Genomic DNA, 12,037 nt, shown 5'->3' on the forward strand with positions numbered 1-12,037 from the left:
CCGCTGTCCATCGCACCTCCAGTGCGTCGTGTCCCTGCCGTCATGGGCACGTGAGCCCGGGGCGATGGAACTGGCGGACACTCTCCGAATCGTCTCGGCGATGTCTCGGGGCGCGCATTACGGCCACGCCGGGTGAGGGGTGCGGGGGGAGTGGTGCATCACAATCCGGCCTCGGGCGTCCCCCGGGGGGTTGATTTCCGCCATGTAATCGATTCCAATCATCCGTGTAATCGATTCCACGGCTCGTTCCGCTGGTTTCGAGGCTCACGGAAACCACAAGGAGGTGGTCCGGAAATGGCGAGCATCAAGGATGTCGCGGCCCAGGCAGGAGTCTCTGTCGCCACGGTCTCCCGTGTCCTCAACAGCCATCCCTCCGTCAGCCCGGACGCACGCGCCCGCGTCCTCGCCGCCGTCGACGCCCTCGGCTACCGGCCCAACGCCGTGGCCCGCTCGCTGCGCACCGACCAGACCCGCACGCTCGGCCTCGTCATCAGTGACGTACTGAATCCGTACTTCACCGCGCTCGCCCGCTCCGTCGAGGAGGAGGCACGCGCGCTCGGCTACAGCGTGATCATCGGTAACGCCGACGAACGGCCCGAACAGCAGGACCACCACGTACGCACGCTCCTGGACCGCAGGATCGACGGACTCCTGGTGTCGCCCGCCGACGGCGAGTCACCGCTGCTGCTGGACGTCGCGCGCACCGGAACCCCGATGGTCTTCGTCGACCGCTGGATCCCCGGAGTGGACATCCCCGTCGTGCGCGCGGACGGCCACCGGGCCATCCAGGACCTCGTCGCCCATCTGCACGCCCTCGGTCACCGCAGGCTCGCCATCATCGCGGGCCCGGCGGCCACCACCACGGGCAACGAACGCGTCGAGGCGTTCGGGGAAGCCATGCGGGCCCACGGGCTCGCGCTCCCCGACGCCTACATCGGCCAGGGCGACTTCCAGGCGGACAGCGGACGGCGTGCCACCGAGCACTTCCTGTCGCTCCCCGAGCCGCCCGAGATCGTGTTCGCCGCCGACAACCTCATGGCGCTCGGCGCCCTCGACGCCATCCGCGCACGCGGTCTGCGTGTTCCCGAGGACATCGGGATCGCGGCCTTCGACGACATCCCGTGGTTCGTCCACACCGGCCCGCCCATCACCGCGATCGCGCAGCCCACGGGCGACCTCGGCCGTGCCGCGGTGCGCGCCCTCGTCGACATCGTCGAGGGCCGGCCCCCTCAGTCCGTCACCCTGCCCGCCACCCTCGTCGTACGCAGCTCCTGCGGCGAGCGCACCTCCACCCCCGGGAGCAACGAGTGAGCGAATCGGTCGAGTTGCTGCGCATCGAAGGCGTACGCAAGACCTTCCCCGGTGTCGTCGCCCTGGACAGTGTCGACTTCGACCTGCGCAGCGGTGAAGTGCACGTCCTGCTCGGTGAGAACGGCGCCGGCAAGAGCACCCTCATCAAGATGCTCTCCGGCGCCTACCGCCCCGACGGCGGCCGGATCTTCGTCGGCGGCCAGGAGGTGCGCATCCACGGCGCCCAGGACGCCGAGAAGCTCGGGATCGCCACCATCTACCAGGAGTTCAACCTGGTACCCGATCTGACGGTCGCCGAGAACATCTTCCTCGGCCGCCAGCCGCGCCGCTTCGGCATGATCGACCGGCGGCGCATGGAGGCCGACGCCGAGGTGCTGCTGCGCCGGGTGGGACTGCACGTCTCGCCCAGGGCCAGGGTCCGTGAACTGGGCATCGCCCGGCTGCAGATGGTGGAGATCGCCAAGGCGCTCAGCCTGGACGCGCGCGTCCTGATCATGGACGAGCCGACCGCCGTCCTCACCTCCGAAGAGGTCGACAAGCTCTTCGGCATCGTGAGGCAGCTGCGCGCGGACGGCGTCGGCATCGTCTTCATCACCCACCACCTCGACGAGATCGCCGCCCTCGGCGACCGCGTCACCGTGCTGCGCGACGGCCGGAGCATCGACCAGGTGCCCGCCTCGACACCCGAGGCGGAGCTCGTCCAGCTCATGGTCGGACGCAGCATCGAACAGCAGTACCCGCGTGAACGCCCGGAAACGGGGGCGCCGTTGCTCTCCGTGCGCGGCCTCACCCGGGACGGCGTCTTCCACGACATCAGCTTCGACGTGAAGGCCGGCGAGGTCGTCGGCCTCGCCGGGCTCGTCGGAGCGGGCCGCACCGAGGTCGCCCGGGCCGTCTTCGGCGCCGACCCCTACGACACCGGCACCGTCGACGTGAACGGCGAACGGCTGGGCAAGCACGACGTGACCGCCGCCATGGGCGCCGGTATCGGGCTCGTCCCCGAGGACCGCAAGGGGCAGGGCCTCGTGCTCGACGCCTCCGTGCAGGAGAACCTCGGCCTCGTCACCCTCCGCTCGGCGACCCGCTCCGGACTCGTCGACGTGAAGGGACAGCGCACCGCCGCCGCACGCATCGCCGAACAGCTCGGCGTACGGATGGCCGGGCTCGGCCAGCACGTCCGCACGCTGTCCGGCGGCAACCAGCAGAAGGTCGTCATCGGGAAGTGGCTCCTGGCCGACACCCGGATCCTGATCCTCGACGAACCGACCCGCGGCATCGACGTCGGGGCCAAGGTCGAGATCTACCAGCTGATCAACGAGCTCACGGCCTCCGGCCACGCCGTCCTGATGATCTCCAGCGATCTGCCCGAGGTCCTCGGCATGAGCGACCGGGTCCTGGTCATGGCCCAGGGCCGGATCGCCGGGGAACTCCCCGCCGACGAAGCCACCCAGGACGCCGTGATGGCACTCGCCGTCAGCGCCGCGCCCGTCATCACACCCACCGAGAAGGCAGAGGAGGGCCCCCGTGGCCACTGACACGCATCCGAGCAAGGCGCACGCGGGCGGCGCCGGACACACCCTCCGCCGCCTCCTGCTCGACAACGGCGCCCTGAGCGCACTGGTCGTCCTCCTGGTGGCGATGTCGCTGCTCTCCGGCGACTTCCTCACCACCCAGAACCTGCTGAACGTCGGCGTCCAGGCCGCGGTCACCGCGATCCTCGCGTTCGGCGTCACCTTCGTCATCGTCTCCGCGGGCATCGACCTGTCCGTCGGTTCGGTCGCCGCGCTCTCCGCGACCGTCCTCGCCTGGTCCGCGACGTCCGCAGGCGTCCCCGTCTGGCTCGCGGTCATCATCGCCGTCGCCACCGGCCTCGCCTGCGGCTTCGTCAGCGGCGCCCTCGTCGCCTACGGCAAACTGCCCTCGTTCATCGCGACGCTGGCCATGCTCTCGGTGGCCAGGGGGCTGTCCCTGGTCATCTCCCAGGGCCGCCCGATCCCCTTCCCCGACTCCGTCTCCGTGCTCGGTGACACCCTCGGCGGCTGGCTGCCCGTCCCGGTCCTCGTGATGATCGCCATGGGCCTGATAGCGGCACTCATCCTGGCCCGCACCTACATCGGCCGCTCCATGTACGCCATCGGCGGCAACGAGGAAGCCGCCCGTCTCTCCGGACTGCGGGTCAAGAAGCAGAAGCTCGCGATCTACGCCCTGTCCGGCCTCTTCGCCGCCGTCGCGGGCATCGTCCTCGCCTCCCGACTGGTCTCCGCGCAGCCGCAGGCCGCCCAGGGATACGAACTCGACGCGATCGCCGCGGTCGTCATCGGCGGCGCCAGCCTCGCGGGCGGCGTCGGCAAGGCGTCCGGCACCCTGATCGGCGCGCTGATCCTCGCGGTCCTCCGCAACGGCCTCAACCTCCTCTCCGTGTCCGCCTTCTGGCAGCAGGTCGTCATCGGCGTCGTCATCGCCCTCGCGGTGCTGCTCGACACGCTGCGCCGCAAGGCCGGATCCGGCGCCGCGACCGCGGGCGGTTCGTCCGCCGCGCCCGGCGGACCCGGCAAGGGCCGTAAGGGGGCGATGCAGGTCGGGATCGCGGTGGTCTGCGTGGCCGCCGTCGTCGCCGCCGTGACCTTCTTCAAGTCCGGTTCCTCCGGCACCACCACCAAGGTGGGCATGTCGCTCTCCACCCTGAACAACCCGTTCTTCGTGCAGATGAAGGAGGGCGCCCAGGCGGAGGCCGAGGCGGCCGGGGTCGACCTGACCGTCACCGACGCCCAGAACGACGCCTCGCAGCAGGCCAACCAGCTGGAGAACTTCACCAGCTCCGGAGTGGACTCCGTCATCGTCAACCCGGTGGACTCCGACGCGGTCGGCCCCGGCGTCCGCGGTGCCAACAAGGCCGACATCCCCGTGGTCGCCGCCGACCGCGGAGTCAACAAGGCCAGGACCGCGACCCTCGTCGCCTCCGACAACGTGGCAGGCGGCAAGCTCGCCGCGAAGTCGCTCGCCGACCGGCTCGGCGGCAAGGGCAGCATCATCGTCCTCCAGGGCACCGCCGGCACCTCCGCCAGCCGTGAACGCGGCGCGGGCTTCGCCGAAGGCATCAAGGCGTACCCGGGCATCAAGATCGTGGCGACCCAGCCGGCCGACTTCGACCGCACCAAGGGCCTGGACGTCATGACCAACCTGCTCCAGTCCCACCCCGGCATCACCGGCGTCTTCGCCGAGAACGACGAGATGGCACTCGGCGCGGTCAAGGCACTGGGCAGCAAGGCAGGGAAGTCCGTCTCGGTGGTCGGCTTCGACGGGACCCCCGACGGCCTGACGGCGGTCGAGGCCGGCACGCTGTACGCGTCCGTGGCCCAGCAGCCCAAGGAACTGGGGAAGATCGCCGTGCAGAACGCGGTCCGCGCGGCCGACGGCAAGAAGGTCGACAGCATGGTGAAGGTACCGGTCAAGGTCGTCACCCGGCAGAACGTCGCCGACTTCTCCTGATCACGGAAGGCACCATCCAGATGTACGGAAACGAAGACTCCTCGCCCTCCGCTCCCTCCGCGCCTTCCCGGTACGACCTCCTGGTCGTCGGGTCGGCCAACGCGGACCTGGTCGTGGGTGTCGAACGGCGCCCCGGACCGGGCGAGACGGTGCTCGGCACCGACCTCGTCGTCCACCCCGGCGGCAAGGGCGCCAACCAGGCGGTCGCCGCCGCCCGCCTCGGAGCCCGCACGGCTCTGCTGGCACGGGTCGGCGACGACGCCCACGGCCGACTCCTGCGCGCTTCGCAGCAGGAGGCCGGTGTCGACACGGGCGGAGTCCTCGTCGGCGGTGCGCCCACCGGTGTCGCCCTCATCACCGTCGACCCCTCGGGGGACAACAGCATCGTGGTGTCCCCGGGCGCCAACGCGCGGCTGACCCCCGACGACGTCAGGGCCGCGGGCCCGCTGTTCGCCTCGGCCCGCGTCGTCTCCGTACAGCTGGAGATCCCCCTCGACACCGTCGCGGAGACGGCCCGCGCGCTCGGTCCGGGCGCGCGGCTGGTCCTCAACCCGTCCCCGCCCGCCCCGCTCCCCGGCGAGGTCCTGGCCGCGTGCGACCCCCTCGTGCTCAACGAGCACGAGGCGCGCTCCATCCTGGGGGACGGCGCGGGGGACACCCCGGAGGCCTGGGCGCGCGGACTCACCGCCCTCGGACCGCGTTCGGTGGTGATCACCCTCGGCGCGGAGGGCGCACTCGTGTCCGACAGCCGTACCGGGGAAGCCGTACGGGTACCGAGCCCCCGGGTCGCCGCCCTGGACACCACGGGAGCGGGCGACGCGTTCACCGCCGCGCTCGCCTGGCGCCTCGGCCTGGGCGAGGAACTCACCGAGGCCGCGGCGTTCGCCGTGCGGGTCGGCGCGGCGGCCGTCACCAAGGAGGGCGCGCAGGCGTCCTTCCCGACCGCGGAAGAGGTCTCGGCACTGTGAAGAAGTCAGGCATCCTGAACCGCCACCTCGCGGGCGCCCTGGCCGAACTCGGTCACGGGGACGGCGTCCTGATCTGCGACGTGGGAATGCCCATACCTCCGGGCCCCCGCGTGGTCGACCTGGCCTTCCGGGCGGGCGTACCGTCGTTCGCCGAGGTCCTGGACGGACTGCTGGACGAGCTCGTCGTCGAGGGCGCGACGGCGGCCGAGGAGACCGCCGGGGCCAACCCGGAGGCCGCCCGCCTGCTCACCGCGCGGATCCCCGGCCTGGAGCTCGTGCCCCACGAACGGCTGAAGGCACTCACCTCGTCCGCCCGCCTGGTGGTGCGCACGGGGGAGGCCCGGCCGTACGCGAACGTGCTGCTGAGGTGCGGGGTCTTCTTCTGACGCGACCCCGCGGCATGTCCGCGGGACCGGCGTCCGGTGCGTGCGCCGCCACTCCTTCCCCGGAGCGGCGGCGCACGCTCAGTTCTTCCGGGCGGTCACCAGCGCGAAGGACAGGAACGCCCCTCCGTCCTCGGTGAGCATGTCGATCACGGGCTGATGGGACTTCCGGCCGTCCGGCAGGTGCTCGGCACACGCCCGGGACCAGAGCAGCCAGTCCCGCCAGGCGTCGCGCTGCAGACGCGCGGAGGTGATACGCACCAGTTCGGTGACCTCCCACTGGAAGCGCCACCGGTCGGGGGTGTGCCAGGCGATGGCCTCCCGGCCGACCGCCCGCCGGATGTGCGGCGGAACGGCCCCGAGATCACGTACCTCCCGTGTCATGGCGGCCGTGGCGATGCCCAGTTGCCCTCCCGGCCGGAGGAGGCGTGTCAGACAGGGCAGGCACGTGTCCGACGTCCCGAAGTACTCGAACGCGTCGATGCTCACGATCGCGTCGAAGCTCTCGTCCTCGAAGGGCAGCGCGTGCGCCTCCGCCCGCACGGCCTCCACCCGGTCACCGACCCCGGCCTCCGCGAAGACGGCGGCGGCTTCCTCGGGGGCGATCCACCAGTCGGCCGCGACGACGCGGGCGCCGTACTCGCGCGCGAGGAACACCGACGTCGCCCCCTTGCCGGGCCCCAGGTCGAGGATTCTCATCCCCGGGCGCAGATGGAGGTCCTGTGCCAGGTCCTCCAGGAGCCACAGCGGATGCGGACCCATGTCGAGGCCGAGCAGCCATGCCGGGTCGTAACGGGAGGAGCGCCGAAGGCGTTCCGGACGGACAAGGTCGGTCACGGCGGTCACGGCGCTCACGGCAAGGATCCAACCGGAACACCCCTTCGCGCACCAGCGGTTGCCGGGGTCGGACACGAGCCCGTCACATGCGTCGCGCACGCCGGCCGCACCCGTGCGGAGCCGGTGCGGCGGGAAGGCCGAGCCGCTAGGATCGGCCCTGTGACTGCCGGGTCGGCCATGGGCCACGTACGTGAGATGTGCCCGGCCCCTGCGTGAGCGCGCGGCGGGCCAGAGGCCCGCCATCCCGTCGTGTTGTCCCGTCCGGCGCCCCAGACGGCGCCCCTCCCAGCGGAATTCACACGACATGGAGACTCATCGGGCATGCCCCACACACAACAGCGGGACCCGCACACGGACCAGCAGGGCGTCGACTTCGTCCAGTTGGACCACCACGTCGTCCACGCCACCGACCGCGGCCTGTCGGCGGAGTTCATCGCCGCGGTCCTGGGCCTGGAGGTCGGCACCCCCTTCGGACCGTTCCTGCCCGTCGACCTGGGGAACGGCGTGACGCTCGACTACTACGAACTCCGCGACGAGCCGGTGCAGTCGCAGCACTACGCCTTCCTCGTCCCCGACGCGCAGTTCGACACCATGACCGCCCGGCTGCGGGCGCTCGGGGTCACCTACTACGCCGATCCCCACCACACCGAACCCGGCCGCACCAACAGTCTCTTCGGTGGCCAGGGCGCCTATTTCAAGGACCCGGACGGCCACAACATGGAGATCATGACCCGGCCCTACGCCCGCCCCAGGTAGCGGCCCCGGTCACAGGGCGTGCAGCCCGTCCACCAGCCCGGCCAGTGCGGAGGCGAGCGCGTCGAGCCCCGGGCCGGCCGGGCCGCCGGGCTCGGTCATGTACAGATCGCGCCTGATCTCGATCATCAGGGCGCCGACCCGGGGGTCCGTCCCGTAGTGCTTCAACGGCACGTAGGTACCGGAGAAGGGGCTGTCCCGGCCCGTGCCGCCGAAGCCGGAGAACGCGGCCTCCGCCAGGGCCAGGACTTCCGGCGGAGTGTGGAAGCCGTCGGTGCCCAGACAGACCGGAGGGCGCGGCCCGGTGCCGTGCAGTTCGTAGGGGAGCGCGGCCGACGGATAGGAGTGGACGTCGATCACGACGGCGCGTCCCGTGGCGGCGAGCCGGTCGTCGACCGCCTCGGTGATCGCGCGGGCGTAGGGGTGGAACCAGCGGCCGAGCAGGGGCTCGGGATCCTCCCCCGGCAGGCGGAGCGGTTCCCCGTGCGTGGTGCGGGTGTAGACCGCGCCCATACCGGCGGCCAGCATCTCCTCCCGGTCGTCGGGGAACCGCTCGGGGTCGACGACCAGCCGGGACAGACCGTTGACGAAGCGCCAGGGGGCCGTGGAACAGAGACCGGCCGCCCTTGCCGCCAGCTCGGCCGTATGGGAGTCCGTGATGTGGTCGAGTTCGGCCTCCAGCGCGGCGTCGTCGAGCACGATGCCGCCGCGCACCCGCTGCGGCACGGCCCGCGAGGAGTGCGGCACGTGCAGCAGCACCGGCGAGCCGGGGGCGCCGGACAGCAACTGGAAGGGGGAAGGTTCCGGGGTCGTCATGCGGTCCTCGTGTATGGGATGGAGTGCCGACGAGCGGGGCTCGGCATCCGCCCCTGCCCGTACGGTGCCCACCGGATCGCGCGGGCCGGCCGGGCTGCCGGCGTATCGGCCCGCGCGGGCGGGGATCAGCCCGCCCAGACCTCGGCGTCGTCGGCGGGCACGGTGGTGGCGAGCTTCAACTCCTTGCGGGCGGCGACCGTCTTGGTCGGGTCGATGCCGGTGAAGCCCAGGTCGTAGGCGATGTAGAAGTCGTCGACGTTCCCGGCCGAGGCGGCGTCCTCCCATGCCTCCGCGGTCTCCGTCAGCTGGGAGCGGAGCTTGACGGTCTGCGGCTGCTCCACGCCCTTCAGCGCGGTCAGGTGGGTGTTCAGGGCCTCGGAGACGGCCTTGGCCTGCTTCTTGTAGCCCGCCAGGTCGTCCTCGGGCTGCTCGGCCTCGGGCTGGTTGTTCCAGAGCGCCTCGTAGACGGCGTTCGAGCCCTTGAGGTACGCGGCCTGGTCCGCGGTCAGGGACTTGTTCGCGAGCGAGCCCGAGAAGGTGCCCGACTCCTTGGCGTACGCGCAGCTCACGGCGCGGTCCCCGGTCTTCCAGCTCTCGCTGGTGGGGTAGTAGTAGAAGAGGTCGACGCCCTCGGGGATCGCCCAGGTGTCGGAGACGAACTTCTGCGACACCGCCGGGCACTGCTTGTCGGCGATCGCCGTCGCGCCGTCGTCGCCGGGGTATTCCTTCTCGCCCTCGATGTCGAACTCGCCAACTACCTGGCCCTCGTGTGCTTCTTCGCACGGCACGATCTCGACGCTGAACTCCTCGCTCTCGGTCGCCCCGCTGTTCGGGTTGTAGCAGTCGCCAGGGGCGAGCGAGAAGACGGACCGGGTGCGAACGGCCTTCTTGGCGCCGGCCTTGGCGCTGTCGATCGCGTCGGCGCAGCCCACCGCGCCGATCGCGAGAAGGGCGACAGCGGCGGATATGCCGCGAGCTGAACGGGACGTGACACCGAAGAACATGACGTGGGCATCCTCAGAAACGGAAGAACTGTGAACAGGTGTGCGCATCGTATGGCATAACCATGACAGCGCTGTGCGCGGGAGATTTCCCTTGGTGCGCAGCATCGCGGTCGGCCAACGTTGAGCGGGTGAGGTGAAGCATATATCGCTTGTGAACCCTGTCAACAGCTAGATGCTGGTGAGGGGAAGGTGCACGCCGTCATGCGCAGCCAGGACCTCGCCGGCACGCAGGCACCGGCAGCCGTGGACCACGTCCCGGTCCGGAAGTGCACAGGAGAACTCTGTGGCGGAGCTGTTCGCCTCGGCAGGGGAAACCCCGCTGACGGCAGGGCTGTTCAGCGTCTTCGCGTACGCCGCGTACGCCGCGTACGCCGTCATGTCGGACGGAGTCCCCGGTCGGACGGCCGCGCGGTCCCGACCGTCCTCGTGGGGGAGTTCGCCGGGGACGCGGTCCCTAACCGACCAGGCGGCGGCGCCAGTCCAGGGGGGTGACGGTGACGGCCTGGCCGGGGTCGCGGTCCCACTCGGTGCGGAGGCCGACCGCTTCGAGGGCGGCCACGACCTCGTGGCCGACGGCCGCGGTGGTGTCGGACGAGCCGTCGAAGCCGCCGTAGAGGAGCATCAGGCCCTGGCCGGCCGCGGCGGAGTCCGTGCACTGGGTGTGGAAGTAGACGAAGCCACGGGCGTCGGGCCCGCCCTCATCGCCGATCTCGGACTGGCCGCAGTTACGGCAACAGGTGAAGTTCTCGCGCGCGGTGATACCGGCCTCCCGCAGGGCGGCGAACGCGCGGGTGAGCCGCTCGGGATCGGTCTCGCCCTGCCACTCGGCCTGCTCCCCGACCCGCTCCAGCCACAACCGGTCCGCCAGCGCCTCCGCCTGCCGGCGCGACACGGGCCGACGGTCCTCGGTGACCAGATACTTCTCGGCGAGCTCGGCCAGTTCGGCGCGGGAGGCATAGCCGCCGACCAGCACCTCGCGGACGCGCTTCTCCAACTCCGCGCGCTCGTCCTCGCCCAGGTCGAGCGGCGGCACCTCGCGGGTCGGGCCCATGTCCAGCAGCGACCACGTCACACCGCTGTGCCACCCCGCCTCCTGGCGCGCCCAGCCGGTCATCGCGGCGATCACGACCTCGGGACTGCCGGCCGTCGCCTGGAAGTGCCGGTCAGCGGCACCGTCGCGGTACTCCAACGTGTAGTCACCACCGGCCTTGTGCCAGACCTGGGCGAAGACATCGGGCAGGTCGGGTATCCGCTGGATCACCAGGAACCGGTCACCGTCACCACCGATGCGCCGGACCAGTCCGGCCAGCTCCCCTTCGGACACACGGACGTGCCGCTCCCAGTTCTCCGTCTTCACCACGATCTCGAGCATGCGCAGACTCTGACACACCCCTCTGACAGAGCACTCCGGAGCCGCGGCGAAGCCGCTGCCGGGACGGCTCGACGCCCAGCGCGAGCTCCGCGACGGAGCGGCCGGCGAAACTGGCCGGCGGGGATCAGCGACGGAGCCGGGGCGCCGTCGTGAAGGCGTCAACTCCGGTGAGTCCGGCGGACAGGTCCCACAGCCGCGCGGCCTGTCCGGCGTCGGTCGCGTGGGGGTGCACCCCGCCGTCCGTGCCGTCCGAGGCGGGCTCGGCGATGTCGCAGTCCTCGCAGTACACCCCGCCCAGGCCGGTCAGTCGAGGGGAGGTCGCCGCCCAGACCTGCGTCGCCGCGCCCTGCTGCGGTGTCTTGAAGGTGGGATTGCTCGGGCCGCCGTTCGCGTCGATCCAGCCCGCCTCGACCATCTCCGACGTCGCGAGGTGGCGCTGCAGCGGGGTGAGGACGCTGCCCGGATGCAGGGCGAACGCCCTGACGCCGGCGTCGCGGCCGAGGGTGTCGAGCCGCACGGCGAACAGCACGTTCGCCGTCTTCGCCTGCCCGTACGCCTGCCATCGGTCGTATCCGCGCTCGAACTGCACGTCGTCCCAGCGCATGCCGGTGAGGTCGTGGGCGCTGGACGACACGGCGATCACTCGGACGCCGCTGTCGGCGAAGGCGGGCCGGAGGTGATTGACCAGCGCGTAGTGACCGAGGTGGTTGGTGGCGAACTGCGCCTCCCAGCCCGGACCTACGCGTGTCTCGGGACAGGCCATGATCCCCGCGCTGTTGATCACGATGTCCACCGTGCGGCCCGAGGCCACGAACCGCTCGGCGAAGTCGCGGACACTGCCGAGGTCCGACAGGTCCAGGTCGTCCGTCGTCACACCGTCCAGGGCTCCGACCGCCTCGTCGGCGGCCGCCCGCCGGCGGGCTGGAACGACGACGTGGGCGCCGGCAGCGGCCAGGGCGCGGGTCGTCTCCAGACCGAGCCCGGAAGAGCCGCCGGTGACGATCGCGGTCCTGCCGGACAGGTCGATCCCGCGCAGGACGTCGTACGCGGTGCTGCGGGCGCCGAAGCCGGAGCCGATGCTGTGCTGAGGTGTCGTCATGGAGC

Annotated in this window: 12 protein-coding genes; 6 read left to right on the forward strand and 6 right to left on the reverse strand. The window is 71.3% G+C overall.

Going from position 1 to position 12,037, the window contains the following annotated elements; translation table 11 throughout:
• Positions 1-294: 294 nt before the first annotated feature.
• The 5 genes from IA22_RS0120850 to rbsD are packed head-to-tail and all read left to right on the forward strand — an operon-like array spanning position 295 to position 6,154.
• A complete protein-coding gene (locus IA22_RS0120850) occupies positions 295-1,311 on the forward strand; it encodes a LacI family DNA-binding transcriptional regulator (protein ID WP_015579530.1) in 1,017 nt (338 codons plus the stop codon).
• The gene (locus tag IA22_RS0120855) at positions 1,308-2,846 is read left to right on the forward strand and encodes a sugar ABC transporter ATP-binding protein (RefSeq protein WP_030124445.1); all 1,539 of its coding nucleotides are present in this window, start codon (positions 1,308-1,310) and stop codon (positions 2,844-2,846) included. The genes IA22_RS0120850 and IA22_RS0120855 overlap by 4 nt, the downstream gene beginning before the upstream one ends.
• Positions 2,836-4,800 (forward strand): ABC transporter permease/substrate-binding protein, encoded by a 1,965-nt coding sequence (locus IA22_RS0120860; protein ID WP_030124446.1) that lies wholly within the window; start codon positions 2,836-2,838, stop codon positions 4,798-4,800. Before IA22_RS0120855 ends, IA22_RS0120860 begins: the two co-directional genes overlap by 11 nt.
• Before the next feature lie 20 nt (positions 4,801-4,820).
• The gene (locus IA22_RS0120865) at positions 4,821-5,768 is read left to right on the forward strand and encodes a ribokinase (RefSeq protein ID WP_015579532.1); all 948 of its coding nucleotides are present in this window, start codon (positions 4,821-4,823) and stop codon (positions 5,766-5,768) included.
• A complete protein-coding gene (rbsD, locus tag IA22_RS0120870) occupies positions 5,765-6,154 on the forward strand; it encodes a D-ribose pyranase (protein ID WP_030124447.1) in 390 nt (129 codons plus the stop codon). The genes IA22_RS0120865 and rbsD overlap by 4 nt, the downstream gene beginning before the upstream one ends.
• A 78-nt stretch (positions 6,155-6,232) precedes the next feature.
• Here rbsD and IA22_RS0120875 read toward each other — a convergent pair whose 3' ends face one another.
• Positions 6,233-7,006, reverse strand: coding sequence for an SAM-dependent methyltransferase (locus IA22_RS0120875; RefSeq protein WP_081889859.1), 774 nt, complete (start codon positions 7,004-7,006; stop codon positions 6,233-6,235).
• Between the two features lie 303 nt (positions 7,007-7,309).
• On the opposite strand from IA22_RS0120875, the gene IA22_RS0120880 reads away from it, so the two are divergent.
• Positions 7,310-7,744 (forward strand): VOC family protein, encoded by a 435-nt coding sequence (locus IA22_RS0120880; protein ID WP_030124449.1) that lies wholly within the window; start codon positions 7,310-7,312, stop codon positions 7,742-7,744.
• A 9-nt stretch (positions 7,745-7,753) separates the two neighbouring features.
• Here the strand turns inward: IA22_RS0120880 and IA22_RS0120885 are convergent, their stop codons facing one another.
• The 5 genes from IA22_RS0120885 to IA22_RS0120905 all read right to left on the reverse strand — a co-directional run bounded on the left by IA22_RS0120885 (position 7,754) and on the right by IA22_RS0120905 (position 12,032).
• Entirely contained in the window at positions 7,754-8,557 is an 804-nt protein-coding gene (locus IA22_RS0120885; RefSeq protein WP_030124450.1) for an N-formylglutamate amidohydrolase, read from the reverse strand.
• 125 nt (positions 8,558-8,682) lie between these two features.
• Positions 8,683-9,561 carry a septum formation family protein gene (locus IA22_RS0120890; protein ID WP_014152956.1) on the reverse strand — a complete coding sequence of 293 codons (879 nt, stop codon included), beginning with the start codon at positions 9,559-9,561 and terminating at the stop codon, positions 8,683-8,685.
• Between the two features lie 168 nt (positions 9,562-9,729).
• Entirely contained in the window at positions 9,730-9,939 is a 210-nt protein-coding gene (locus IA22_RS0120895) for a hypothetical protein (protein WP_030124451.1), read from the reverse strand.
• Between the two features lie 76 nt (positions 9,940-10,015).
• A complete protein-coding gene (locus tag IA22_RS0120900) occupies positions 10,016-10,933 on the reverse strand; it encodes a DUF6891 domain-containing protein (protein ID WP_030124452.1) in 918 nt (305 codons plus the stop codon).
• A 124-nt stretch (positions 10,934-11,057) separates the two neighbouring features.
• Positions 11,058-12,032, reverse strand: a complete 975-nt coding sequence (locus IA22_RS0120905; protein WP_014152953.1) for an SDR family NAD(P)-dependent oxidoreductase — start codon at positions 12,030-12,032, stop codon at positions 11,058-11,060.
• Positions 12,033-12,037 lie beyond the last annotated feature (5 nt).

Origin of the sequence: Kitasatospora papulosa (assembly GCF_000717245.1) — a bacterium.
Taxonomy (GTDB): domain Bacteria; phylum Actinomycetota; class Actinomycetes; order Streptomycetales; family Streptomycetaceae; genus Streptomyces; species Streptomyces papulosus.

Excerpts from the sequence above, each read along its gene's own strand:
- IA22_RS0120850 (WP_015579530.1), top strand. The coding sequence starts at position 295 with ATGGCGAGCATCAAGGATGTCGCGGCCCAGGCAGGAGTCTCTGTCGCC.
- IA22_RS0120865 (WP_015579532.1), top strand. The coding sequence starts at position 4,821 with ATGTACGGAAACGAAGACTCCTCGCCCTCCGCTCCCTCCGCGCCTTCC.
- IA22_RS0120880 (WP_030124449.1), top strand. The coding sequence starts at position 7,310 with ATGCCCCACACACAACAGCGGGACCCGCACACGGACCAGCAGGGCGTC.
- IA22_RS0120885 (WP_030124450.1), bottom strand. The coding sequence starts at position 8,557 with ATGACGACCCCGGAACCTTCCCCCTTCCAGTTGCTGTCCGGCGCCCCC.
- IA22_RS0120890 (WP_014152956.1), bottom strand. The coding sequence starts at position 9,561 with ATGTTCTTCGGTGTCACGTCCCGTTCAGCTCGCGGCATATCCGCCGCT.
- IA22_RS0120895 (WP_030124451.1), bottom strand. The coding sequence starts at position 9,939 with ATGACGGCGTACGCGGCGTACGCGGCGTACGCGAAGACGCTGAACAGC.
- IA22_RS0120900 (WP_030124452.1), bottom strand. The coding sequence starts at position 10,933 with ATGCTCGAGATCGTGGTGAAGACGGAGAACTGGGAGCGGCACGTCCGT.
- IA22_RS0120905 (WP_014152953.1), bottom strand. The coding sequence starts at position 12,032 with ATGACGACACCTCAGCACAGCATCGGCTCCGGCTTCGGCGCCCGCAGC.